The sequence below is a fragment of the Bacillus sp. B.PNR1 genome, assembly GCF_030386235.1.
GTDB classification, from domain to species: Bacteria; Bacillota; Bacilli; order Bacillales; family Bacillaceae; genus Bacillus; species Bacillus stercoris.
The window spans coordinates 717,361-739,798 of sequence record NZ_JANYMN010000001.1 but is presented as its reverse complement, the minus strand read 5'-3'; the positions used below and the strand labels follow the sequence as shown (position 1 = coordinate 739,798).

30 protein-coding genes are annotated in these 22,438 nt (G+C 43.9%); 4 read left to right on the top strand and 26 right to left on the bottom strand.

The genetic code is table 11. From position 1 onward, the window contains the following. Positions 1-6 precede the first annotated feature (6 nt). The 18 genes from spoVAC to ansA all read right to left on the bottom strand — a co-directional run bounded on the left by spoVAC (position 7) and on the right by ansA (position 15,000). Entirely contained in the window at positions 7-459 is a 453-nt protein-coding gene (spoVAC, locus tag NZD81_RS04100) for a stage V sporulation protein AC (protein ID WP_003223947.1), read from the bottom strand. A gap of 12 nt (positions 460-471) precedes the next feature. After that, positions 472-897: a stage V sporulation protein SpoVAB gene (spoVAB, locus tag NZD81_RS04095; RefSeq protein ID WP_003230463.1), complete on the bottom strand. Its 426-nt coding sequence runs from the start codon at positions 895-897 to the stop codon at positions 472-474. Beyond that, complete coding sequence (gene spoVAA, locus NZD81_RS04090) at positions 887-1,507, bottom strand: stage V sporulation protein SpoVAA (RefSeq protein ID WP_040083772.1); 621 nt, start codon at positions 1,505-1,507, stop codon at positions 887-889. Before spoVAA ends, spoVAB begins: the two co-directional genes overlap by 11 nt. Positions 1,508-1,633: 126 nt before the next feature. Beyond that, entirely contained in the window at positions 1,634-2,401 is a 768-nt protein-coding gene (sigF, locus tag NZD81_RS04085) for an RNA polymerase sporulation sigma factor SigF (RefSeq protein ID WP_003230458.1), read from the bottom strand. 11 nt (positions 2,402-2,412) lie between these two features. Then, on the bottom strand, positions 2,413-2,853 hold the full coding sequence (gene spoIIAB, locus NZD81_RS04080; RefSeq protein ID WP_014664478.1) for an anti-sigma F factor: 441 nt from the start codon (positions 2,851-2,853) through the stop codon (positions 2,413-2,415). Beyond that, entirely contained in the window at positions 2,850-3,203 is a 354-nt protein-coding gene (spoIIAA, locus tag NZD81_RS04075) for an anti-sigma F factor antagonist (protein WP_014664479.1), read from the bottom strand. Before spoIIAA ends, spoIIAB begins: the two co-directional genes overlap by 4 nt. Before the next feature lie 95 nt (positions 3,204-3,298). Next, positions 3,299-4,468, bottom strand: a complete 1,170-nt coding sequence (gene dacF / locus NZD81_RS04070; RefSeq protein WP_282372561.1) for a D-alanyl-D-alanine carboxypeptidase DacF — start codon at positions 4,466-4,468, stop codon at positions 3,299-3,301. Positions 4,469-4,622: 154 nt separating this feature from the next. Continuing rightward, the gene (locus tag NZD81_RS04065) at positions 4,623-5,438 is read right to left on the bottom strand and encodes a purine nucleoside phosphorylase I, inosine and guanosine-specific (RefSeq protein ID WP_040082727.1); all 816 of its coding nucleotides are present in this window, start codon (positions 5,436-5,438) and stop codon (positions 4,623-4,625) included. 12 nt (positions 5,439-5,450) lie between these two features. Next, complete coding sequence (deoB, locus tag NZD81_RS04060) at positions 5,451-6,635, bottom strand: phosphopentomutase (protein WP_134975378.1); 1,185 nt, start codon at positions 6,633-6,635, stop codon at positions 5,451-5,453. Between the two features lie 160 nt (positions 6,636-6,795). Further along, on the bottom strand, positions 6,796-7,686 hold the full coding sequence (gene xerD, locus NZD81_RS04055; RefSeq protein WP_014664483.1) for a site-specific tyrosine recombinase XerD: 891 nt from the start codon (positions 7,684-7,686) through the stop codon (positions 6,796-6,798). 7 nt (positions 7,687-7,693) lie between these two features. Continuing rightward, positions 7,694-7,921, bottom strand: coding sequence for a YqzK family protein (locus NZD81_RS04050; protein WP_014664484.1), 228 nt, complete (start codon positions 7,919-7,921; stop codon positions 7,694-7,696). Positions 7,922-8,045: 124 nt separating this feature from the next. Beyond that, entirely contained in the window at positions 8,046-8,495 is a 450-nt protein-coding gene (gene fur, locus NZD81_RS04045; RefSeq protein ID WP_003223972.1) for a ferric iron uptake transcriptional regulator, read from the bottom strand. 112 nt (positions 8,496-8,607) lie between these two features. Then, positions 8,608-9,252: a stage II sporulation protein M gene (spoIIM, locus tag NZD81_RS04040; RefSeq protein WP_282372562.1), complete on the bottom strand. Its 645-nt coding sequence runs from the start codon at positions 9,250-9,252 to the stop codon at positions 8,608-8,610. Between the two features lie 33 nt (positions 9,253-9,285). Continuing rightward, positions 9,286-9,567 carry a hypothetical protein gene (locus tag NZD81_RS04035; protein ID WP_282372563.1) on the bottom strand — a complete coding sequence of 94 codons (282 nt, stop codon included), beginning with the start codon at positions 9,565-9,567 and terminating at the stop codon, positions 9,286-9,288. Positions 9,568-9,654: 87 nt separating this feature from the next. Next, a complete protein-coding gene (locus NZD81_RS04030) occupies positions 9,655-10,974 on the bottom strand; it encodes a malic enzyme-like NAD(P)-binding protein (RefSeq protein WP_289859662.1) in 1,320 nt (439 codons plus the stop codon). Positions 10,975-10,990: 16 nt separating this feature from the next. Further along, on the bottom strand, positions 10,991-12,397 hold the full coding sequence (mleN, locus tag NZD81_RS04025) for a malate-H+/Na+-lactate antiporter MleN (RefSeq protein ID WP_014664488.1): 1,407 nt from the start codon (positions 12,395-12,397) through the stop codon (positions 10,991-10,993). 141 nt (positions 12,398-12,538) lie between these two features. Further along, positions 12,539-13,966 (bottom strand): aspartate ammonia-lyase, encoded by a 1,428-nt coding sequence (aspA, locus tag NZD81_RS04020; protein WP_014664489.1) that lies wholly within the window; start codon positions 13,964-13,966, stop codon positions 12,539-12,541. 44 nt (positions 13,967-14,010) lie between these two features. Continuing rightward, on the bottom strand, positions 14,011-15,000 hold the full coding sequence (gene ansA, locus NZD81_RS04015) for an asparaginase (protein ID WP_282372567.1): 990 nt from the start codon (positions 14,998-15,000) through the stop codon (positions 14,011-14,013). Positions 15,001-15,181: 181 nt separating this feature from the next. Here ansA and ansR point away from each other — a divergent pair, with 181 nt between their 5' ends. Continuing rightward, entirely contained in the window at positions 15,182-15,532 is a 351-nt protein-coding gene (ansR, locus tag NZD81_RS04010) for an HTH-type transcriptional regulator AnsR (RefSeq protein WP_014664491.1), read from the top strand. A gap of 8 nt (positions 15,533-15,540) precedes the next feature. Here ansR and NZD81_RS04005 read toward each other — a convergent pair whose 3' ends face one another. Then, a complete protein-coding gene (locus NZD81_RS04005) occupies positions 15,541-16,704 on the bottom strand; it encodes a TIGR00375 family protein (protein WP_282372568.1) in 1,164 nt (387 codons plus the stop codon). Next, positions 16,701-17,258 carry an ADP-ribose pyrophosphatase gene (nudF, locus tag NZD81_RS04000; RefSeq protein WP_136654181.1) on the bottom strand — a complete coding sequence of 186 codons (558 nt, stop codon included), beginning with the start codon at positions 17,256-17,258 and terminating at the stop codon, positions 16,701-16,703. The genes NZD81_RS04005 and nudF overlap by 4 nt, the downstream gene beginning before the upstream one ends. 73 nt (positions 17,259-17,331) lie before the next feature. Here nudF and mciZ point away from each other — a divergent pair, with 73 nt between their 5' ends. Together mciZ and NZD81_RS03990 are read left to right on the top strand one after the other, a co-directional pair. Next, entirely contained in the window at positions 17,332-17,454 is a 123-nt protein-coding gene (mciZ, locus tag NZD81_RS03995) for a Z-ring formation inhibitor MciZ (RefSeq protein WP_069149817.1), read from the top strand. Between the two features lie 63 nt (positions 17,455-17,517). Beyond that, complete coding sequence (locus NZD81_RS03990) at positions 17,518-18,438, top strand: aldo/keto reductase (protein WP_136654182.1); 921 nt, start codon at positions 17,518-17,520, stop codon at positions 18,436-18,438. Positions 18,439-18,603: 165 nt separating this feature from the next. On the opposite strand, the gene NZD81_RS03985 is transcribed toward NZD81_RS03990, so the two are convergent. Beyond that, on the bottom strand, positions 18,604-18,828 hold the full coding sequence (locus NZD81_RS03985; RefSeq protein WP_014664496.1) for a YqkE family protein: 225 nt from the start codon (positions 18,826-18,828) through the stop codon (positions 18,604-18,606). A gap of 161 nt (positions 18,829-18,989) precedes the next feature. Here NZD81_RS03985 and NZD81_RS03980 point away from each other — a divergent pair, with 161 nt between their 5' ends. Continuing rightward, complete coding sequence (locus tag NZD81_RS03980) at positions 18,990-19,904, top strand: alpha/beta hydrolase (RefSeq protein ID WP_095431487.1); 915 nt, start codon at positions 18,990-18,992, stop codon at positions 19,902-19,904. A gap of 42 nt (positions 19,905-19,946) precedes the next feature. On the opposite strand, the gene NZD81_RS03975 is transcribed toward NZD81_RS03980, so the two are convergent. From NZD81_RS03975 to NZD81_RS03955, 5 genes are read right to left on the bottom strand one after another with little or no spacing between them, the layout of a single operon-like run. After that, positions 19,947-20,186: a YqkC family protein gene (locus tag NZD81_RS03975; protein WP_014664498.1), complete on the bottom strand. Its 240-nt coding sequence runs from the start codon at positions 20,184-20,186 to the stop codon at positions 19,947-19,949. Positions 20,187-20,198: 12 nt separating this feature from the next. Next, entirely contained in the window at positions 20,199-20,522 is a 324-nt protein-coding gene (locus NZD81_RS03970) for an iron-sulfur cluster biosynthesis family protein (protein WP_014664499.1), read from the bottom strand. Continuing rightward, entirely contained in the window at positions 20,519-21,550 is a 1,032-nt protein-coding gene (locus NZD81_RS03965; RefSeq protein ID WP_136654183.1) for a bifunctional GNAT family N-acetyltransferase/GrpB family protein, read from the bottom strand. Before NZD81_RS03965 ends, NZD81_RS03970 begins: the two co-directional genes overlap by 4 nt. Next, entirely contained in the window at positions 21,543-21,887 is a 345-nt protein-coding gene (locus NZD81_RS03960) for an antibiotic biosynthesis monooxygenase family protein (protein ID WP_069149822.1), read from the bottom strand. The genes NZD81_RS03965 and NZD81_RS03960 overlap by 8 nt, the downstream gene beginning before the upstream one ends. Positions 21,888-21,896: 9 nt before the next feature. Further along, positions 21,897-22,367, bottom strand: a complete 471-nt coding sequence (locus tag NZD81_RS03955) for a GNAT family N-acetyltransferase (protein ID WP_040082714.1) — start codon at positions 22,365-22,367, stop codon at positions 21,897-21,899. Between the last annotated feature and the right edge of the window lie 71 nt (positions 22,368-22,438).

Genomic DNA, 22,438 nt, shown 5'->3' with positions numbered 1-22,438 from the left:
CTCCTCCTATGACATCAGTTTCTCAAAAGCAAACCGAATCATTCCAACGATGTATGCAGCCACAACCCCGAAAACAATAACATTTCCTGCCAGTTTAAACATATTAGTCGCTACGCCAAGCACTAACCCTTCGCTTTTATATTCAAGTGCGGCGCTTGCCATGCTGTTGGCAAATCCTGTGACAGGTACGGCTGAACCGGCGCCTGCGAATTGTCCGATTCTGTCATAGATGCCGAACCCTGTAAGCAGGGCAGAAATTAATATCAGCGTTGCAGCCGTTGGATTTCCTGCGGTTTTTTCATTAAAATCAAAAAAATGGATGTAGAAATTTTGCAGACCTTGCCCGATTGCACAAATCAGCCCGCCCACCAAAAAGGCTTTTACACAGTTCCAGACGTAAGGCGGCTTAGGCTGATATGTTTTTACTTTGGATTTGTAATTTTCTTTAATGTTTGTCATCTTGAAACCTCCTTATGAATGGTCAATAAAGTACAGCCAATGAAATAAAGATCCCGCGATTTTCCCAATCACGATGGCCATTAACAGAATAATGATTTTACTTCTGAGCCCGATTCGTTTTGCCAAAATCGGCAGGACATTTAAAACCTCTGTAAGGGCAGCCGCTAGCATCCCGACAAACAAACCTGCCAGAAGTCCGACCGGCACAGCTATCCATTTTGTCAGATAAAGATGATTCATATGAAGCGTCTCCCATCCCCCGCAAACCGCGCCAAGAATAACAGCCGCTTCATAAGCCTGGACAAATCTCATTGTTTTGGTGAGCTGCATCAGCCGCGGAATGATCCCCATTACGGTTAAAAAAGCAACGAAACCTGCCCCCACCGTTATGCCTCCGCCGAGCCCGACAAAAATAATGAACAATACACTAACGATCATGCAGATCCTTTATGGTTTCTTGATTCTCGTGCATGGCCACATATTGATCGAGATCAAGCTGATAGTTAAACATCTCAACCTCCAGCGGGCTGGGCTCTTCATTTAGGCGCTTTTTAAATATGTGGTTGAAAAACACGATCATCCCCAGTCCCAAACCGATGCTGTATGGGATTTGAAGCAAATATGGATAGTCATTCCTCTCTCCGGTTATGATTTCATATAGTGCGATATGAACATCTCTCATGCTTACATCCTCATGAAAGTTCATGATGGCAAGACACGATCCGATAAACAGAAGCAGCCAGACACCGATAAACAGAACCGTTGATAATTTCCGTTTTCGATACTGAATTTCAACAATGGCTTCTGCTCCGCCTACTGTTTGAACATCAAGTGTCGGATCTTGTAAGTGAATGGCTTTGAGGACCTGTATGATATCCAGAATTACGATATTTTTATCTTTTTCGCTCACTTGATAAAGCGGCATAGCCGAAAGTTTCTTTTTCAGCTGAAGCTGCCCTTCTATTTGCGCGGCATCTCCAACGGTAATGATATCCCCTGGATGTGCCAGCACCCGGTGGCGAAGCCGGATAAATATTCGTCGTTCCATCATTGATCACCATCTTTCGGTGGTTATATATGTAGTATGTGGTTCGATTTTGTTCTCATTCATCCGCTCGAAAAGACCATAAATTACCACGCTTTTACACACAAAAAAGCTAGCCTGCACTGCAGACTAGCCATCCGTATGATCCATTTGAACCTTGATCTGTTTTAATATTTTCTTTTCAAGTCTGGAAACCTGTACTTGAGAGATCCCGAGCCGTTCAGCCACCTCGGACTGTGTCTGGTCCTTATAATATCTGAGATAAACGATTAATTTTTCCCTTTCCTCCAAATCGCTGATCGCTTCTTTCAGCGCAATTTTGTCAAACCATTTTTCTTCTGAGTTGTCAGCGATTTGATCAAGCAGGGTAATCGGATCTCCGTCATTTTCATAAACGGTTTCGTGGATTGAAGATGGAGCCCTTACCGCCTCTTGGGCCAGTACAACATCTTCTGCTTCAATCTCCAAATGGTCTGCGATCTCCTGCACCGTCGGCACTCTGCCCAGTGTTTTCGAAAGCTCATCCTTGGCGCGCCGAATTTTGTTTCCGAGCTCTTTTAATGACCTTGATACTTTTACGGTTCCGTCATCACGGATAAACCGCTGGATTTCTCCGATAATCATCGGCACTGCATACGTTGAAAAACGCACATCATAGGTTAAATCAAATTTGTCAACAGATTTTAACAGCCCGATGCAGCCGATCTGGAAGAGATCGTCAGGCTCATATCCTCTGTTTAAAAACCGCTGTACGACAGACCAAACAAGACGCATGTTTTTTTCTATGAGGAGGTCTCTTGCCTGCTGGTCGCCATTTTGGCTTTGTTTGATTAACTCCTTTACTTCATGATCCTTCAGCTGAGCGTTTTTGCCGTTTTTCTTAACCTCCACATCCATAACAAATCTCCTTAATTACAAAGCGCTTTGCTTTTTGATAAGTGCTTTGTTAAGCGAATCGTTGTTCCCATTTCAGGCGATGAATCGATACTGACATCATCCATGAAATTTTCCATAATGGTAAAGCCCATTCCAGAACGCTCAAGCTCAGGCTTAGTCGTGAATAAAGGCTGGCGGGCTTCTTCAAGATCTGTTATGCCCAAGCCTTCATCACGAATCGTCATATATACGACATGATCCTCCAGCGTTACAGAAATGTAAACTTTTCCGTCACAGTTTTCTTCATATCCATGGATAATCGCATTCGTGACAGCCTCTGACACGACTGTTTTGATTTCAGTCAATTCATCCATTGTCGGGTCCAGCTGGGCTATAAATGAAGCAACTGTCACACGGGCGAATGATTCATTCTGGCTGAGGGCAGAAAACTCAAGGTGCATTTCATTTTTCATGATGCCACCCCCAGTGTAAGCAGAGCCTTCTGCTCAGATTGTTCAAATCGGATAATTTTAAACAGACCTGACATATCAAACAACCGCTTCACCGCAGGAGAGATAGCGCAAACGACCATTTCTCCGCCAATTTGCTTAATTTGCTTGTATCTTCCTAAAATGACGCCAAGCCCCGAGCTGTCCATAAAGGTAAGGTCCTCTAGGTTCAGCACGATATGGCGAATATCATCCTTCTCCAATGATTGAGTCACTTTTTGTTTCAGGGTTTCAGCCGTATGGTGATCGAGTTCGCCTGTTAATCGAATACAAAGCACAGATTCTTTGACATGCATGTCAATTCCAAGGCTCATGCTCATTCCTCCTTGATATGATCGGATAATGAGTGTTTCGATTTCGACGGAATGAATTCCTTCACCGTGACAAAACTAGTGGTCATTCGGCATAATTACTTAAATTTTGTCCAGTCTCCCATCGTCCGCTTCAAGAATGTGATAAACCCGGCTTTCTTCATATCTTTTTTTGCAGCAACTGGACTTTCAGCGAGTACTTCTCCATCCTTTTTCAGAACAAGAGTGCCAAGCTCTTGGCCTTTTTGAATCGGAGCACTGATATTGTCCTTCATTTTGATTTCTTTCTTCACATTGTTCATATCCTCGCCTTTTTTCGTCAATATTGAAATCGGCTCAGATGTAGTGAGTTCGATCAATTTTTGTTTCCCTTTTTTGACCTTTACTTTTGCTACTGTTTCATTTCGTTTATATAAAGGATGCGTTTCATATTGACTAAAGGCGAAATCAAGCATCTTTGTCACTTGCGCGTTTCTTTCTTTAGGTGTGCTCGCTCCAAATACAACTGCGATGGCCCGCATGTTCCCTTTTTTAGCCGAAGCAGTCAGACAATATTTCGCTTCACCTGTATAGCCTGTTTTGACGCCGTCTACACCAGGGTAAAACTTGATCAGGCGATTCGTATTCACAAGCCAAAACTTTTTATCTGTATTTTCACGCAGGTAATCTTCATAGGTGCCGGTAAACTTCGTAATTGATTCGTATTTCAATAATTCCTTAGCCATGATTGCCATGTCATAAGCAGAGCTGTAATGTCCTTCCTCTGTCAATCCGGTCGGGTTTTTGAAGGATGTATTTTTCAATCCCAGCTCTTTTGCTTTTTTGTTCATTTTCTGCACAAATTCTTCTTCAGAGCCGGAAATAAATTCAGCCATGGCTACAGAAGCGTCATTTCCTGAAGCGATTGCGATACCCTTCAGCATTTCTTTGACAGTCATTTCTTCGCCGGGCTCAAGGAAGATCTGTGAGCCGCCCATTGACGCCGCATGCTCGCTTGTACGGACCTTATCACTCATTTTGATTTTGCCTTTATCTAAAGCTTCCATAATCAAAAGCATCGTCATAATTTTCGTCATGCTTGCAGGCGCCAGTCTCTCATTACTGTTCTTGTTGTAAAGCACTTTTCCCGTGTCACGTTCTATCAGCACCGCAGACTTCGCTTCATGAGCAAGCTCCGATGTGCGTTTTCCGTCTTGTTTTGCAAATGCAGACGGTGCAAATGTAAGCAGCATTATACCAATCAACAAAGTGGATAAAAGACGTTTCATCTCAAAAGCCCTCCATTTCATAATCCTTTTTATTTTTTCCAAGCGGGATGGTTTTATACGCCACTGATGGAAAATGTTTCGAATTTTGGGCACAAAAAAAGACAGCTGTGTGATATCCGACACAGCTGTCTTTTGGTCCTGCTTTGATTCTTTTTTATTCGTATTGAGCGACGACCGCTTTAACAAGCTTCAAAAATCCAGCTTTTACTTTTTCAGTCACTTCCATTACTTCATCGTGACTTAAAGGCTGATCCAGAATTCCGGCTGCCGCGTTAGAGATGCAGGAAATGCCAAGAACCCGCATTCCCGCATGATTCGCCACAATGACTTCCGGAACAGTAGACATGCCGACTGCATCAGAGCCCATCGTTCTTAAGAAACGGACTTCTGCCGGTGTTTCGTAAGAAGGTCCTGTCACAGCAGTATACACGCCTTTTTGAATTGGAATATTAAGGTCTTTCGCAATCTTTTCAGCCAAGCTGGATAGCTCTTTGTCATAGGCTGAAGACATATCTGGAAATCTGGCGCCGAAATCAGCTTCGTTTGGCCCGATTAACGGGTTTGTCCCCATAAAGTTGATATGATCGGTAATAATCATTAAGTCTCCCGCACGGAATTCAGTGTTGACACCGCCTGCGGCATTTGTAACGATCAATGCTTCCACGCCGAGCGCTTTCATCACGCGTACTGGGAATGTCACTTTCTCCATTGAGTAGCCTTCATAGAAATGAAAGCGGCCTTGCATTGCAATGACGGAAACTCCTTCAAGAGTGCCTAGCACAAGCTGTCCCGCATGCCCTTCAACAGTAGATACCGGGAATTCAGGTATGTCTTCATATTTCAGCTTGACCGGATTTTCGATTTCGTCCGCCAAAATGCCAAGACCTGAGCCTAAAATAAGGCCGATCTTCGGAGATTCCGGCAGGTTTTGTTTAATAAAAGCGGCTGCGCGTTCAATTCTGTCCTTCAAGAAACAGTCCCCCTATTGTAATAAAGATAAAAAGCTTTTCCCGTATTTCGGTTTATTTGTTTGGAAATTATCAGCGATCGTTGCGCCGATATCGGCAAATGTATCTGCGAGCGGCAGCATTTGCGCTTTTTTATGTTTTTTGCTGTAAGCGAGAATCGGCACATACTCGCGTGTATGGTCAGTCCCATGATGAATCGGATCATTGCCGTGGTCTGCTGTAATAATCAACAGATCATCTTCTTTCATTTTTTCAAACACTTCCGGAAGCCGCGCATCAAATTCTTCAAGCGCGCGTCCGTAGCCTTCAGGGTCACGGCGGTGTCCGAATAAGGCGTCAAAATCAACAAGGTTCGCAAAGCTGAGACCCGTAAAGTCTTCTCCCAGCGTATCGATCACCTTGTCCATTCCGTCCATATTAGAAACCGTTCTCCGTGAAGAAGTAATGCCTTCTCCGTCGTAAATATCAGAGATTTTACCAATTGAAATCACTTCTAAGCCGCTGTCCTTCAATTCATTCATGACAGTGCGGTCAAACGGCTTAAGCGCATAGTCATGGCGGTTTGGCGTCCGTTTGAATTGCCCCGGCTCTCCGACGAACGGCCTTGCAATAATGCGGCCAACCATATACTTCGGATCAAGCGTCAGTTCTCTCGCCGTTTCACAAATGCGGTACAGCTCTTCAAGCGGCACAACCTCTTCGTGAGCGGCAATTTGCAGAACAGAGTCAGCAGACGTGTAAACAATTAAAGCTCCTGTTTCCATGTGTTCCTGGCCAAGCTCATCCAAAATCGCCGTGCCTGAAGCCGGCTTGTTTCCGATTATTTTGCGTCCAGATCTCTTTTCCAGCTCTTGAAGCAATTCATCAGGAAAGCCTTCCGGGAACACTTTAAACGGTTTATCAATGTATAAGCCCATAATCTCCCAATGGCCGGTCATTGTATCTTTGCCGTTTGACGCTTCTTGCATTTTTCCATAATACGCAAGCGGATGTTCTGTTTTTTCTACACCTTTGATATCTTCGATAAGACCAAGGCCGAGTTTTGCCATATTCGGCATATGTAATCCGTTCATATGCTCGGCAATATGCCCGAGCGTATGAGCGCCTTCGTCATTAAAGTCAGCGGCATCCGGCGCTTCGCCAATTCCGACTGAGTCCATCACAATTAAAAACACACGATTATATTTGTATGCAGGCATCTTGAAAGCCTCCTTTTTTTCTATACGTCTATTGTATCGCTAAGAGGTCTGACAACTCAAGTATAAACCGTTTTCATCCCCGTTGACAATGCATTTGGAAATAATGAGAAACTTCAATATTTTCTGTCGCTCTAAACAAAAAAGCCGCAGCCATCTGCGGCTATGCACGCGGATGAAACTGCTTGTACACATCCTTCAGCCTTGTTTTCGTCACATGCGTATAAATTTGCGTCGTGGATATATCCGCATGACCGAGCATTTCCTGAACCGCTCTTAAATCTGCCCCGTTCTCAAGCAGATGCGTCGCAAAGGAATGCCTGAGTGTATGCGGAGTCAGCTCTTTCTTAATCCCGGCTTCCAACGCGATTTTCTTCAGGTTCTTCCAAAATCCCTGGCGGCTGATCTGTTTGCCGTGATGATTTAAAAAGAGGGCGTCAGACACATTGTTCTTTAACAATTTCCCCCTGGCTTTTGTCATATATTCCTCAATGGCGGAAGCGGCTGCTTCACCAATTGGCACGATCCTCTCTTTTCTTCCTTTGCCGAAGCATCGGACAAACCCCATAGATAAATGAACATCAGACGTTTTCAATTCAATCATTTCACTGACTCGTATGCCTGTCGCATAAAGCAGTTCCAGCATTGCTTTATCCCGATAGCCGAAAGGGCTCGTCAGCTTAGGCGTGTCCAATAATCGCTCGACCTCATTGAGTGCGAGCACTTTCGGAAGCGCCCGTTCGGTCTTTTGTGTTTCGATATGAACGGAAGGGTCCTTGTCCGTCACTTTTTCCCTGAGCAGAAATTGATGAAAAGAGCGAATGGATGCCAAATGCCGCGCCGATGTCTTCCCGGATTTCCCCGAGTCCTTCAAGTGCTTTAAGTATTGGATAATATGTATGCGGGTCACGTGATTCCAATCCGTAACATGAAGGGTTTCTGTTAAGTAGAGAGAATAGCTTTTCAAGTCACGTTCATAGGATACGATCGTATTTTGAGAGAGCCCTCTCTCTACCATGACATAGTGGATGAAATCCTTTATTTGATCTTTCACTCTTGATCTACTCCCCGTTTTGGTAAAAAAAGATCAACCGGTCGAACCATCCGCCTTTTTCATCCTGATCCATTTCCACAACTTTTACAGCGGAGCCTTCCGGTTTATCGTACCGATGATAGTTTTCATACTCTTGATTCACCCATATCATAGCATAATAGAACAAAGCGGTAAAACCGGTAAACAGGATGAAAACTTTCAATGCATCGACAGTTGTTTTCAGGAATCTTCCCATGTCCTAATCGATCCTTTCCCTATGGTTCCAGTTATATAAACCATATGCCAAATCAGAAAGGTTTTATACATAGAAACAGCAAAAAACCCTTTCCCCATGAGAAAAGGTTCGCGCTCGGCACCGTCTATTCAGTTTCTTTTCCGTTACAGCGGTGGCAAATGCCGTGAAACGTTAATCTATGATCTTTAATCTTAAATTTCCAATCACGTTCAATGATTTCTTCCACGTCTTCAAGCAAATCTTCTTCAATTTCATCAACGGCCCCGCACTCCATGCACACCAAGTGGTGATGAAAGTGGGCTGCGCCCTCTTTCCGAAGGTCGTAACGGGATACGCCGTCTCCAAAGTTAATTTTATCAACGACTTTTAATTCAGTTAATAATTCAAGCGTACGGTATACTGTAGCGAGACCGATCTCAGGAGATTTCTCTTTTACGAGGAGGTATACATCTTCTGCGCTTAAATGGTCTTCTTCGTTTTCAAGCAGCACTCTTACTGTCGCTTCACGCTGGGGCGTAAGTTTATAGCTGGATGAGTGCAGTTGTTTCTTAATTCGATCAATACGGTTTTCCATGTCTTTCCCTCCTACGCCGCATTCCATGACTCATTATAACAAAATAAGCGCAGAGTTCCAACTATAATTATTATAAACTGATAAATAAAACGATTTTCTTTTAATAATTATTTTAAAAAAATTTCGATGTAAGCTTTTCCATTAATACAGGAGATAAGTATGCTTCAAAGAGAGACGAAATCAGCGCTAAAAGCAGAATAACCAGCAGCACAAAGGCATACCGTCCGAACCATTGAATCGGCGCGTCATGCAGGCTTCGTTTCACGAACAGCTGCCTGATTAACTTTAAAGAAAACGCAATCGCACACGTACCCATAATGAGATACGCCGGAATCAGCAGCACATTTTGCGGCAAAACGGAGACAAATGATAGAAAAAACCCGCTTACTCCCATCTGATTGACAAGGAACCCGACAGTAAAGCCGACGACGATCCCTTTCAGAAAGATCATGATAAAAATAATCGGCATGCCAATGACGGAAATCCCCAATATCCACATCAGCCCTAAATATTTTGCATTATGAAAGATACTTTGTCCAAACATATCAGATGCACTTGCTTGTTTTCCATCCGAAAGCTGTCCGAAAAATTGGCTTAAATAGTAATATAAATCTTCTTTCTGGCTGATGGTCATGCTGTTGACAATGATCGCGCCAAAGATGACACCCATGAAAAACAGCACTGAAACAAATATATAAAGAGAGAGATGATCTTTGACGTGCCTGAGAAACATGTCCTTATAAGAGATTTTTCGCATACCGTTTCCTCCCGCCCGCTCTATTGATTTGATTTAATAGATTGTATGAAAGAAACACAAAAAGATGCCCCTTTTCAAAAAGAAACGATAGAGAAGAATGCTAGGCGGTTTTTTTGGACGAAAAAAATCCTTATCATCAACTACCGTATGATCATAAGGATTCTTATGCTTGCGTTTATTCAAAATCTCTTTTTTGCTTTTTGTCATTCTTTCATGTGTGCTGAAAGATGGTGTACTGCCTCTTGATGATAAGACGTCACGTCCGCCGTTTCTCAGTCGATGCTCCCGCTTCTTTTTTGCCTGGCTTTTTGCCATGTGATCACTCCCTTATTTAGTAATGATAACAAAATTGAACACGGATAAGAAAAAACAGCACCCTGCTAAGGTGCTGTTTAGCTACTTTTATTTTACTGCTGTAAGAGCTGCATGCTCGACAGCTGCTGCTACCTCATGATGGACTTTTGAATCAAGCGGCTGAGGGACCACATCGCCTTGTTTTGTGCAGGCTGCGATGGCCTCTGCTGCTGCGACAAGCATATCATGATTAATTTCCTTGCTCTTTGCGTTAAGCGCTCCTCTAAAAATTCCAGGAAAACCGAGTACATTATTAACAGAACGCCCGTCAGCTGCATATGCAGCGCCAGCCTGCAGTGCGGCCTCCGGCTCAATTTCCGGCTTCGGATTTGATAATGCCAAGATCACTTGGCCGGAACGTACAAATGCCGGTTTGATTAACCCCGGAACTCCAGTTGTAGCAATGACAATATCACATGTTTCCATGAGCTCCTCAATATTGGAAACTGCATGTCCGCCGTATTGTTCAAGACGGTTCATTGCCGCCTCTGATTTATCTGTTCCGTACACTGCTTTCACGCCATAGGCCATGAACATCCGGCAGATGGCGACGCCTGCTGCGCCCAAGCCGATTTGCCCCACTTTCGCTTCCTTGAGGTCAACCCCCGCACTCCTGCATGCTGAGATGGCAGCTGCCAGCGTCACTACAGCTGTACCATGCTGGTCATCGTGCATAACAGGGATGTTCAGCTCCTCTTTTAGGCGGTCTTCGATTTCAAAGCAATGCGGCGAACCGATATCCTCTAAAAGGATGCCGCTAAAACCAGGAGAAATATGTTTTACCGTTTTGATGATTTCTTCCGGATCACTCGTATCAAGCAATATCGGGATGCCGCTAATGCCCGCCAGCTGATCAAATAAAGCAGCCTTTCCTTCCATGACAGGCATGCCTGCGACAGAGCCGATATTTCCAAGACCTAAAATAGCGGTTCCATCGGTTACAATCGCGACAGAATTGCTGATCGTTGTATATATAGAAGCCTTTTCAGGTTCTTTTTCGATCAATCGGCACACATCTGCAACACCTGGTGTATAGACACGCCCCAGCTCTGCCAGTGAACGGATCGGCATTTTGCTTTTCATTTGGATTTTTCCGCCTTCATGTGCGGACAGAACTTCATCAGATACGGTGTGAAGTCTGATCCCTTCTCCGAGGGCCTGGACAGCCGCGATCACTTCCTGAAGCTGTTCTTCATTCTCCACTTGAACGGTAATATTCCGCATTGTGTAATTGGGGCCGACTTTTACAGTCTCCACTTCACCAATATCCCCGCCCAGAAGGCCGATTGCCGTAGCCACCCTTCCAAGATTTCCGGGAACCGAAGGCGTTTCGATCATCAGTGTCCGAATCATGTGTTTCGCTATCATTCAGTATCCTCCCCTATTAGCCTAGTTTTTCAGCTTTAACTGTATTGTTTTTCGTATACCATATAAATTTTCCTGTATAACCATAGATAATGGCAAGACCTATTGCTACAAAACTGAGCCACATAAACGGCAGATATGAGAAGGTAGAAACTCCTAGTATTCCCGCCATGTAAATCCCGTTATCAGACCAAGGAACCATACCTGAAGTTAATGTACCTCCGACCTCTGAGTTACGGGATAACACCCTTCTATCGAGATTCAAACGATCATAGCTGTCTTCCATAATTTTCGGAGTCAAAATAAGAGATACATACATCGCACAGCCGAAGATGTTTGCTAAAAACGCTACGATCAGCGTAGATAAAGTCACATTGCCCGGTGATGTCAGCTTCTTTTCAAACATAGAAACGATCACTTTTAAGACGCCAAGCTTTTCTAGCAGTCCGCCAAAACCAAGTCCAAAGATAATCACGACAAGGGAACTGAGCATTCCGACAATTCCGCCGCGGTTTAACAGGCCATTCAAAAATTCAACATCTGTTTTAATGGAGAATCCGTTGTATGCGGTAGCGATAGCGTCCGCAGGATTCATGCCTTGGAAAGCAACAGCCCAGATTGCACCAAGTAACGCACCAATCACGATAACCGGCATTGATGGTTTTTTCATCGCCAATAAGACAATAACAACAACAGCCGGGATCAGCATCCAAATATGAATGTCAAACGTATTTTGCAAAGATGATTTCAAGAAGTCAACTTTATCAAGGTCAATATTTTTCCCGCCGTACATAAAACCAGTAATTGTAAAGAGAATAGCTGTAATCACATATGCTGGCACAGATAAAAAGAGCATTGCTCTGACGTGGTCTAACACATCTACTTTAGATAGCGAAGAAGCAAGAACCGTGCTGTCAGACAAAGGAGACAGCTTGTCCCCGAAATAAGCGCCTGAAAGGATAGCACCGGCTACAAGAGGAAGCGGAATGCCTAACCCCTCTCCAATTGCGATCATGGCAATGCCGGCAGTTCCGACTGTTCCCCATGACGTACCTGTTGCGACAGACATAATTGAACAAATAATCAGCGTTGCAAGTAAAAAGATGCTAGGGTGAATAAATTCTAAACCATAGTAAATTAGTGTGGGCACAATTCCACCAGCGATCCATGTTCCAATAAGCGCTCCTACTGAAACAAGAATCAGAACGGCTTCAAGCCCATTTGATATTCCATGCAGGATCGCATTTTGCATATCTTTATAAGTATAACCGAGTCTGATTCCGAGAATCATTGCGATAAACCAGGAAATGAAAAGCGCGAGCTGTATCGGCAAGTCTAAAAAGACGGTAAACGACATGACAAGTGCTAAAAATGATCCTAGTACAATAATAATTTCAAATAGTGTTGGCAGTCTTACATCCTTCAAAAGAAGTCCCCCTTCATGTAAAAAGCTAAAACGCTTTCAATAAATAGTGCAACACGTATACTATACTTCCTCATCCCTATGTTGTAAACAGCTTATTCATCGGAATATCCCGAGATGAATAAGCTGTTTTTTGTTCAAATTTTATTTTTCTAATAGTTCTTTCCCAGCGATACCTGGTTTTGTCATTTCATATGGGTTTAAAATGATATCCAATTCTTCTTCTGTCAGCACATCATGCTGCAGGCAAAGATCGCGGACAGATTGCCCTGTCATAATTGCTTCCCGGGCAATTCTAGCTGCCGCTTCATACCCAAGATGCGGATTGACTGCAGTGATGACTCCTGCACTTTTTTCTACGTATTGCTTCAAGCGCTTTTCGTTGGCTTCGATGCCTTTTAAGCAATTATCAGTGAACGAGCGGAAGCCGTTGTTCATGATGCTGATAGATTGAAGCAAATTAAAGACAAGCACGGGCTCCATGACGTTTAATTCAAGCTGTCCTGCTTCTGAAGCAAGGCAGATTGTATTGTCGTTTCCAATAACCTGGAACGCAATTTGGTTGATCAGCTCCGCCATAACCGGATTGACTTTTCCCGGCATAATGGATGACCCCGGCTGACGTGCAGGCAGAGAAATTTCCGCAAGGCCCGCGCGCGGTCCTGACGCCATTAAGCGCAGGTCGTTTGCGATCTTCGACATGTTCATCATGCAGACTTTTAATGAAGCTGATACCTCTGTATACGCATCTGTATTTTGTGTTGCATCAACAAGATGATCAGCGCCGACAAGAGGAAGACCGCTGATATCAGCAAGGTGCTTTACTACCTGTTTAATATATTCAGGATCAGCGTTTAGCCCTGTACCAACAGCAGTTGCGCCCATGTTGACTTCATACAGGTGCTGGCGCGATTGTTTGATTCGTTTAATATCACGCTCCAGAACACGGCTGTACGCTTCGAATTCCTGGCCAAGACGAATTGGAACCGCATCTTGAAGGTGTGTCCGGCCCATTTTAATAACAGAATCAAACTCCTGTGCTTTTTGCTTAAACACACTATGCATGTCTTCCATTGTTTTCAGCAGTTTTTCCAAGAGATTCAATGTGGAAATATGAATCGCAGTCGGGAACACATCGTTTGTAGACTGTGACATATTCACATGTGTGTTTGGGCTTAAATGGATATAATCTCCCTTTTTATGTCCCATGATTTCAAGAGCCCGGTTTCCGATAACCTCATTCGCATTCATGTTCATAGAAGTTCCGGCACCGCCCTGAATCGGATCGACGATAAACTGATCGTGCCACTTGCCTTCCAGAATCTCATCAGCGGCTTGTACGATAGCTTGGCCAATTCCTTCATACAGCCGTTTCACGTCCATGTTGGCAAGAGCCGCGGCTTTTTTTACTATCGCCAGTGCGTTAATCATTTCTTCATGGATTTTGTATCCCGTAATCGGGAAATTTTCAGAAGCACGGAGCGTCTGAATTCCGTAATAAACATCTGCCTCAATTTGTTTTTCCCCAAGGAAGTCTTTTTCCACGCGATATTCTTTTTGGCCGTTTAACATAATCTTTAACCTTCTTTCTCTTTGCTGGTTATCGTTTTTACATTTTACAGGACAACGTCATCAGCTATCGGCGTTTCCATAATTCTCTTGACGACAGGAAGATCCGAAGACTGACCTAGTGCCCACATCAATTTTGGCACAATGGCTTCTGTGTTCATATTTCTTGATCGGATAATTAAGTCTTGGTTGACTCTGCGGCCTACCTCGTAAATGCTCATGTCTTCGCCTTCTTCCAGACATTGAGTTGTAATGACGACGACAATGCCGCTTTCAATCAGCTCATTCACTTTTGACAAAATGTCTCTGCCTTCAAACGGCACCCCTCCGCTGCCATAACTTTCAATGACAATCCCTTTGTACATGCTTTTCAGGGCATCAAGCATTTCGGGCTTTAAGCCTGGATGCAGCTTCAGCAGACATACATCTGTGCAAAGTGAAGTATCAACTGCAAAGGTTTCGTTCTCAGGTTCCGTTACTTGTTTGTTGTATTCGATCCCGTCTTCATTGATAAAAGCGATATATGGGTAATTGATGCTTTCAAATGCGTCGTAGCTTTTCGTTCTTAATTTGATCGCACGCGTTCCTTGAATGACTCTGCCGTCAAATACAACGTAAACGCCGCCCACGCCTTCACAGGCAAAGCGAATGGCATCTGTAATATTTTTTTTGGCATCGGTTTTTTGGAACGTGATCGGAATCTGCGAGCCGGTGATGACGATTGGCTTTTTGGCATGCTGCAGCATATATGATAGTGCGGCAGATGTATAGGCCATTGTATCTGTACCGTGAGTAATAACAAACCCGTCATAGGCATCATAATTTTCCTTAACGGCTTCGGCTATTTCCACCCAGTATTCAGGCTGCATATTGGTGCTGTCTATATTCATAAGCGACTGAGTTTCCATCGTGTAATCGTTATCAAGTTTTGATACGTAACTTAGTAATTCATCAGCCTTGACCGCGGGAGCCAGCCCATTTTCCCCTTCAACTGAAGCAATCGTTCCCCCAGTTGTCAACATCAATAATTTTTTCATACCATGCACCTCTTCACTGTATCTAAAGATGGGTTGCGAGAAGGTATTCGCTTTTCGCATACTTTTAATGCAATTATAGACACGGAAAATAAAATACGCAAGACATTATTATTCAATTCGCGTACACTTCCTAATACCTATATGATATAATCAGCTCAAGGTGAAAAAGGAGCGGAAGTTCATGAATCTAGATCGTTTAACTGAATTGAGAAAAAAGAAAAATTGGTCACTTCAATATACAGCTGACCTTCTAGGCATCGCAAAAAGCACATATGCCGGCTACGAGTCAGGCTACCGACGGCCTTCTCTTGAGGCACTTGCCATGCTTGCTGACCTCTTTGACACAACCTGCGATGAACTTTTAGGCCGTGAGAAACAAAAGCAGACTGCTCCCCAGACCATTGAATTGGCCACGTGGAGCAGCCTTGACTTTACCATTTCTGTTGATGGCAAGCCGCTGAGTGAAGATGAAATCATCCAGCTGATTACCTTTATACGGACAAAAAGAAAAGTACAGGAGGAACTGAGTTAATCTTTAACTCACGGTTTAATTTTACCGTAGGTTCCTCCTCCTCCGGCTTTCAATTCCAGTTTTCCGGATCTCGCTTTTACAATAAGCGCCGCGGTTTTTGGCGGGACAACGCGAGCCAAATCTTCTTCTGCAGCCTCATGAAGAACAGCCATTTCTGTTCCGAAGGCTTTTTTTAGCTTGTCCAGCGTTTTCGGGCCTACACCCGGAACAAATTGCAGGGGGATCTGATGTACATACCGCGGACGCGGGACGCGAACTTCAGGCTGATCACTCAATTCACGCAATCTTTCGCTGACTCCCTTGGTAAATCTGGCATTGCCGCAATTCGCGCACGATTTTTCCCCGCTCACTGCAGGTTCTCCGCACGCTTCGCAAGCCGTCTGATAATATTTCCCCAATAACGGGTCCAAGCCGTAATTTGCGATCATTTTCCTTTCATCTTGCCCTTTTAATGCAAGAGCAAACTCAGTAAAATCAGCTGATTGCACATATAGTTCATTATATTCTCTGCCGATTTTCCCCAACGAATGCGCATCAGAATTTGTTAAAAAAGGATACGGATTCAATTCAGATATGTGTGAAGCCATGTCTGTATCACAGCTTAATCCAAGCTCCACCGCATCTATCATTGACGGATCAAAAACCTCAGTTAAGCTTGATTTAACCCCTTTTCCATATAAGCTTTTATGCGGTGTAAAGATATGGGCGGGGATAAAAAGACCGCCCATTTCCTTGACTTTTTGTTGCAGGTTTAAGCCCGTTTCATATATCCGCTGTGAGCTTAAATGAATATTCTTCAGCCTGGCTGAAAGCCAGTTTGAAAACTGCTTCATATCAGCCAGCTTCGGCATAAATACAAGCACATGGATCGGCCCGCTGCAGTCTTCATCATAAATCTCCAGCTCGCTCCCCAATAAAAGAGTCGTACTGCGATAACGGATTCCTCCCCCGTCAAGCTCGCGATATTTTCCAGATGAAATGCCTTTCTCAAGCTCTAGAATGACTTCCGGAGAATGACAGTCAATAATACCGAGGAGTTCAATTCCTTTATGTTCACTGGCTTCAACCAAAATTCGGTCCAGCGTTAATGTTTTGGCGCCTGTTATTTTGACAGCCCTTCCTGTAAAGGTCCGGCCGATATGAATGTGCAAATCCGCGTAAATCTTTTTCATTTTTGTGCTTGGAGCGCTTCTTTCAGCTGAAGATATTGAATCGCATAGGCAGTTTTAGCATCATATACTTCACGCGATTCAACCAGCTTTAGCGCATCTTCAAGCGTCACCTCCATCACTTCAACAAACTCGTCCTCATCAAGCTCCCGTTTTTCATCGAGTACAGAAAGCTCCTCAGCAAGAAATACGTGAACGATTTCATCAGCAAAGCCGGGAGAGGTATAAAACGCAGTTATTTTTGTCAGTTTTTTTGCTGTATAGCCGGTTTCCTCCTCAAGTTCCCGAAGTGCCGTATACTCCGGCTCCTCACCTTTTTCAAGCTTTCCGGCTGGAATTTCAACGATTGTCCGCTCAAGCGGCTTACGGAATTGTTTGACCAAGATAATGTTCCCTTCATCTGTGACGGCTAATACCGCTACTGCTCCAGGGTGTTTCACAATTTCACGTTTACTCGTTTTGCCGTTTGGCAGCTCTACATCCTCGACAAATAGATCAATAACTTTACCTGAAAAGATCTGTTCTTTGGCAATTGTTTTTTCTTCTAATGATTTCATTTCTTCATCTCCCGTTCTGTCTCTATATGATGCCCCATACATTTTATCATACTAGAGAAAAGGAGGCCTTTTCGTGAAAGTGTACCGCATGCCAAAAGGTGTTGTCTTAGTCGGAAAAGCATGGGAAATTCGGGCAAAGTTAAAAGAGTATGGACACACATTTCAATATGTAAAAGAATGGGTCTCAAAGCCGTAAAAGTTGAAACTTTGGCTCCTTTATATTACGGTCAATACAAAGCCTAAAAAAAGGAGTGTGCACATGAGAAAGCGCAAACTGGGTACATCTGATTTAGAAATAAGCGAAGTCGGACTCGGCTGTATGTCTCTTGGAACTGAAAAAAACAAAGCATTGTCCATTTTGGATGAAGCGATCGAGCTCGGCATCAACTATTTGGACACAGCGGATTTGTATGACCGGGGACGCAACGAAGAAATCGTCGGTGATGCGATCCAAAACAGACGCCAAGATATTATTCTGGCAACAAAAGCGGGAAACCGTTGGGATGACGGGAGCGAGGGCTGGTATTGGGACCCTTCAAAAGCTTACATAAAAGAAGCGGTAAAAAAGAGCCTTACACGGCTGAAAACTGATTATATCGACCTTTATCAGCTACACGGCGGCACGATAGAGGATAACATTGATGAAACGATCGAGGCGTTTGAGGAATTAAAACAAGAAGGTGTCATCCGCTACTATGGCATTTCTTCCATCCGCCCGAATGTGATAAAAGAATATGTAAAGAAATCAAACATCGTCAGCATCATGATGCAATTCAGCTTGTTTGACAGACGCCCTGAGGAATGGCTCCCGCTTTTAGAGGAGCATCAAATCAGCGTAGTCGCCAGAGGCCCTGTTGCCAAAGGGCTCTTAACCGAAAGACCCCTTGATCAAGCGGCAGACAGCATGAAACAAAACGGGTACTTGTCCTATTCATTTGAGGAACTGACAAATGCCCGCAAGGAAATGGAGGAAGTGGCTCCCGACCTTTCAATGACAGAAAAGTCGCTGCAGTATCTGTTAGCACAGCCAGCTGTCGCTTCAGTGATTACAGGCGCCAGTAAGGTTGAGCAGTTACGAGAAAACATTCAGGCAGCAAACGCTCGGCGTTTAACAGAAGAGGAAATCAAAGCGCTTCAATCTCATACGAAACAAGACGTTTATGAAGCCCACCGCTCTTAATAGAAAAATCAGCACCCTAAGGGTGCTGATTTCATTTTGTTGACCGCGATTGAAAACCATGCACGTTAGAAAAGGCATGCATTGAAGCTGCCGACTCACAGGCTTGACAAGGTACACAAGTGTTTGTCGACACGCTTGAAACCAGCCTCTGTATAGGTGGCCGATTTATTTATATCGATGCCAATCCATTTGGCTTTCATTTAGGAGTTGTTCAAAACTTTTATTTTTTTCGATCTCTTTTTTCTTTCTGATCTGTTCTGCTTTTTCTCTTTCCTGCCTCTTTTCATCCTCTTCCTTCAATTGGCTCTTCATCTCCATAAGCTTTGCTTTGATATCGGATTGAAGGCCGTCTTTTAGCTGGTGTTTGTCAGCTGATTTTTGTTTTTTCATGCAGACTTCCCCCATGTTTTGTTTTGAAGCCAGTTTATCACGGAGCATATAAGCTGAACAAGCAAACTCTCTTCTGATAACTTTCTCAGCGCAGCAGTGTTTAGGTATAATGATCTTACACACGAATGACCTATATATTTCGTTGAAAGGTGCTGTGTCTTTTGAAGAAAATCCTTTTGGCCATTGGCGCTCTCTTAACTGCTGTCATCGCGATCGGAATTGTTTTTTCGAACATGATTCTATTCATCAAGAAAAAAACGGACGAAGACATTATCAAAAGAGAGAAAGACGACGGACATGATGTGTTCGAATCATTTGAACAAATGGAGAAAACCGCTTTTGAGATTCCATCCGCTTACGGGTATACCATAAAGGGATACCATGTCGCACCGCATGACACTCAAAACACCATCATCATCTGCCACGGAGTAACGATGAATGTGCTGAATTCTCTTAAGTATATGCATTTATTTCTTGATCTCGGCTGGAATGTACTTATTTATGATCACCGCCGGCATGGCCAAAGCGGCGGAAAGACGACCAGCTACGGGTTTTATGAAAAAGATGATCTCAATGAGGTTGTCAGCTGGCTCAAAAACAAAACAAATCATCGCGGATTGATCGGAATTCACGGTGAATCGATGGGAGCTGTGACCGCTCTGCTTTACGCTGGCGCACACTGTGAAGATGGCGCTGATTTTTATATTGCCGATTGTCCGTTCGCATGTTTTGATGAACAGCTTGCCTATCTGCTGAAAACGGAATACAGGCTCCCGTCTTGGCCCCTGCTCCCTATCGCCGACTTCTTTTTGAAGCTGAGGGGCGGCTATCGCGCTCGCGAAGTATCTCCGCTTGCTGTCATTGATCAAATCGAAAAGCCGGTCCTCTTTATTCACAGTCAGGATGATGATTACATTCCTGTTTCTTCAACCGAGCGGCTTTACGAAAAGAAAACCGGACCGAAAGCGCTGTATATCGCCGAGAACGGTGAACATGCCATGTCATACACCAAAAACCGGGACACGTACCGAAAAACGGTGCAGGAGTTTTTAGACAAAATGAAGGTCTCAACATAATAAAAAAGCGAAAGGCCTCGTCGGCTCTTTCGCTTTTTTATTTCACAAAACGTCGGTAATATCATCCATATGTTCTCTGATCCATTCAATCGCAAGGTCTATCGTTGTAAACTCCTGCGTCTCGAAGGTCATTTCATCCTGCAATAGCCAAACATCTTTCTTGACGGATTCTGCTCCTCCAATTGACCAGTGAAGCAAGGTATAGGGATGGTTTTGATTCAGGAAGGATACCCACGTTTTATTTTGTGCTGTGTTCTTCATTGCTTTCAGCTTTTGTTCCACGTTTCGCGTCTCCTACTTTACTAATATGCTCATTCTGGGGCTGAGCATTTCAGCCGGGCTTTTCAGCGCCAATGTTTTGGCTTTTTCATTGTAATCGATCGTCATTTGATCGTCAAAAAACACTTTTTGCGACGATTGGATATACAGCGGAATGCCGTTCGTTTCCAACTGCTCGCACTGTCCCGTTAATTCTTCTGTCAGCCAGATTGTCGGTACACCGCTTACCGCGCAGCCGCATCCTTCTGCATCGTAACGAAGCTGGGCTTTTTTTCCCGGGTTGGCGTCGAACGCCTGCTGCAGTGCCTGTTTCGCTGCATCTGTCACATGTATGTTCATAAGGTGAAACCCCCGTTTTCATCATTTTCGCTATTGTAGCATACAACACTGCCATTCGCATGGTTTCTGCCTTTTTTCCACCGCTTCGCATTTTCTTCTGCAGTCTTGATCCATTCATCTTTCCCTTGCATGTACTGTTTGATGCTGTCGGGATGCTGGGCCGCCAGCCGTTTTTTGAGAACGGCGTATTCTTTTGCTATGCTCGGATGAGCTCTGAGATAATCTCTGAATAACAGATGCCTTTCAATAGCAGGGTTTCCCTGTTCGTACAGATGGACATGATGGGTTCGTTTATTTCCGCCCTTTTGGAAATAACGCCTGCCCGCTATGCCGTTCTCACCTTTTGGCATATAGCCGATAGCCTTCATTTGTTCATCAAATTGGCTCACGGCCTCAATGCTCCTGACTTCAATTAACATATCAATGATTGGCTTCGCTGCCATGTTCGGTATCGATGTGCTTCCGATATGATGAACGGCGATCATCTCCGGCCCGAACACCCGCTTCAGCCGTTCTTTTTCTTCATCGAAACCTTTCGTCCATTTTTCGTTGTAGGGAACGACCTCAACTTTTCTTTTCGGATACAAATAAAAGACCGACAGCAATAGACCCTGCGCTGCTTTGACGGTTTCTGCTTTTTGGAATCCCGCCTGTGTATAGAGTGACACGGCCGGGATATTTTTCTCGGCTGTGACTACTTCGATTTTCTCAGCGTCTTCGTTCTGATCAATGACAAATTGCAGAAGTGCTCGTCCAATTCCTTTTCTAAAACCGTCAGGATGCACAACAAGCCTGCAAATGGTGAGATGATGCATGTTTTTTTCATATGAAATGACACCGATCAGCTTGCCGTTTTTCCGGTATCCCGCAAACCGTTCATGAGATGCTTGAATATCCTTCACCTTCTCTTGTAAAGCGGGAATGCCGTCAAAACCGATAATCTCTGTTTCCTTTATGTAAGATGGGATCTGTACGGCTATAATCTCACGGGCTATTGTGTCTTCCTTATGCTGAAGAAATTCAATCATTCGTGTTCTCCTGAAACAGCCGCTGTCTTTCGACTTTTGAGACGCGGACTGCATACGACTCGTACCAAACACTTTTTCCTTTTTCTTTTGCCGCTTGATGTTCAGTGTGATGCTTCCAAAGGATAATTGCGTTCATACTGTCCCAATAGGAAACTGTGATGCCCCTTCCATCCGCTTCACGAACGCTTTCCACGCCTAAAAATCCAGGCTGATCCGCCGCAAGCAATACCATCCGCTCTGCCGTTTCTCCATATCCTGTGTCAGTTTCGCTTTTGACAGAAGAAAAAATGACGGCATAGTAAGGAGGCTCAGGTGTTTTTGATAAAAAATCCATCATATTTCCCCCTCATATGTTTTTGACAAACAGTACCCTGTCTTGGCCAGGGCCATCATAGTTTGCAAACACTGAGATGCCATTTACCGTCTTGGTGCCCTTTTCAATATCAAACCCCAATTTTGTGTGATATGCGATTGATACTTTATTCACTGGTGAAGTGACGCACTTCACCCGGGTGCATCCTCTTTGTTTTACTGTTTCAATAAATACATCGTATAATTGTTTTCCAATTTGCATTTTTCTGAAATCCGGATGCACACCGGAAAAATGAATGTACGCCGTTTCAGGATCCGATTGCGATTGAAATCCGATTAAAAATCCGGTCATGCTGTTATGTTCAGATGTAATAAAGCTTGTGTCCTGAAAATGCTCAAAAAATAGTCTCGGCAATTTTTCTTTCAGCTGTCTGCCGCCCCACCATTCATTCATTACAGACGTTACCATTTCATAATCTGAAGACGTGATTGTTCGAATATCCATTACGATTTGATCTCCCTCCGTCTGGCAAAACGAATGTCAGCTCTTTTTCTCACAATATAAAAATTATATTT

Coding starts and splice junctions, on each gene's coding strand:
- NZD81_RS03990 (WP_136654182.1), top strand. CDS start 17,518: ATGAGAAAGCGCAAACTGGGTACATCTGATTTAGAAATAAGCGAAGTC.
- nudF (WP_136654181.1), bottom strand. CDS start 17,258: ATGAAATCATTAGAAGAAAAAACAATTGCCAAAGAACAGATCTTTTCA.
- NZD81_RS03985 (WP_014664496.1), bottom strand. CDS start 18,828: ATGAAAAAACAAAAATCAGCTGACAAACACCAGCTAAAAGACGGCCTT.
- deoB (WP_134975378.1), bottom strand. CDS start 6,635: ATGCCTGCATACAAATATAATCGTGTGTTTTTAATTGTGATGGACTCA.
- NZD81_RS04050 (WP_014664484.1), bottom strand. CDS start 7,921: ATGGGAAGATTCCTGAAAACAACTGTCGATGCATTGAAAGTTTTCATC.
- spoIIM (WP_282372562.1), bottom strand. CDS start 9,252: ATGCGAAAAATCTCTTATAAGGACATGTTTCTCAGGCACGTCAAAGAT.
- spoIIAB (WP_014664478.1), bottom strand. CDS start 2,853: ATGAAAAATGAAATGCACCTTGAGTTTTCTGCCCTCAGCCAGAATGAA.
- spoVAB (WP_003230463.1), bottom strand. CDS start 897: ATGATCGTTAGTGTATTGTTCATTATTTTTGTCGGGCTCGGCGGAGGC.
- dacF (WP_282372561.1), bottom strand. CDS start 4,468: ATGAAACGTCTTTTATCCACTTTGTTGATTGGTATAATGCTGCTTACA.
- sigF (WP_003230458.1), bottom strand. CDS start 2,401: ATGGATGTGGAGGTTAAGAAAAACGGCAAAAACGCTCAGCTGAAGGAT.
- fur (WP_003223972.1), bottom strand. CDS start 8,495: ATGGAAAACCGTATTGATCGAATTAAGAAACAACTGCACTCATCCAGC.
- NZD81_RS03970 (WP_014664499.1), bottom strand. CDS start 20,522: ATGAACATACATGTGACAGATGCAGCGAAACAGGCACTGCAGCAGGCG.
- spoVAC (WP_003223947.1), bottom strand. CDS start 459: ATGACAAACATTAAAGAAAATTACAAATCCAAAGTAAAAACATATCAG.
- ansR (WP_014664491.1), top strand. CDS start 15,182: ATGAATCTAGATCGTTTAACTGAATTGAGAAAAAAGAAAAATTGGTCA.
- ansA (WP_282372567.1), bottom strand. CDS start 15,000: ATGAAAAAATTATTGATGTTGACAACTGGGGGAACGATTGCTTCAGTT.
- NZD81_RS03955 (WP_040082714.1), bottom strand. CDS start 22,367: ATGGATATTCGAACAATCACGTCTTCAGATTATGAAATGGTAACGTCT.
- NZD81_RS04035 (WP_282372563.1), bottom strand. CDS start 9,567: ATGGCAAAAAGCCAGGCAAAAAAGAAGCGGGAGCATCGACTGAGAAAC.
- NZD81_RS03965 (WP_136654183.1), bottom strand. CDS start 21,550: ATGATTGAATTTCTTCAGCATAAGGAAGACACAATAGCCCGTGAGATT.
- NZD81_RS03960 (WP_069149822.1), bottom strand. CDS start 21,887: ATGATGGATTTTTTATCAAAAACACCTGAGCCTCCTTACTATGCCGTC.
- spoVAA (WP_040083772.1), bottom strand. CDS start 1,507: ATGGAACGACGAATATTTATCCGGCTTCGCCACCGGGTGCTGGCACAT.
- aspA (WP_014664489.1), bottom strand. CDS start 13,966: ATGTTAAACGGCCAAAAAGAATATCGCGTGGAAAAAGACTTCCTTGGG.
- NZD81_RS04005 (WP_282372568.1), bottom strand. CDS start 16,704: ATGAAAAAGATTTACGCGGATTTGCACATTCATATCGGCCGGACCTTT.
- spoIIAA (WP_014664479.1), bottom strand. CDS start 3,203: ATGAGCCTTGGAATTGACATGCATGTCAAAGAATCTGTGCTTTGTATT.
- NZD81_RS04030 (WP_289859662.1), bottom strand. CDS start 10,974: ATGATAGCGAAACACATGATTCGGACACTGATGATCGAAACGCCTTCG.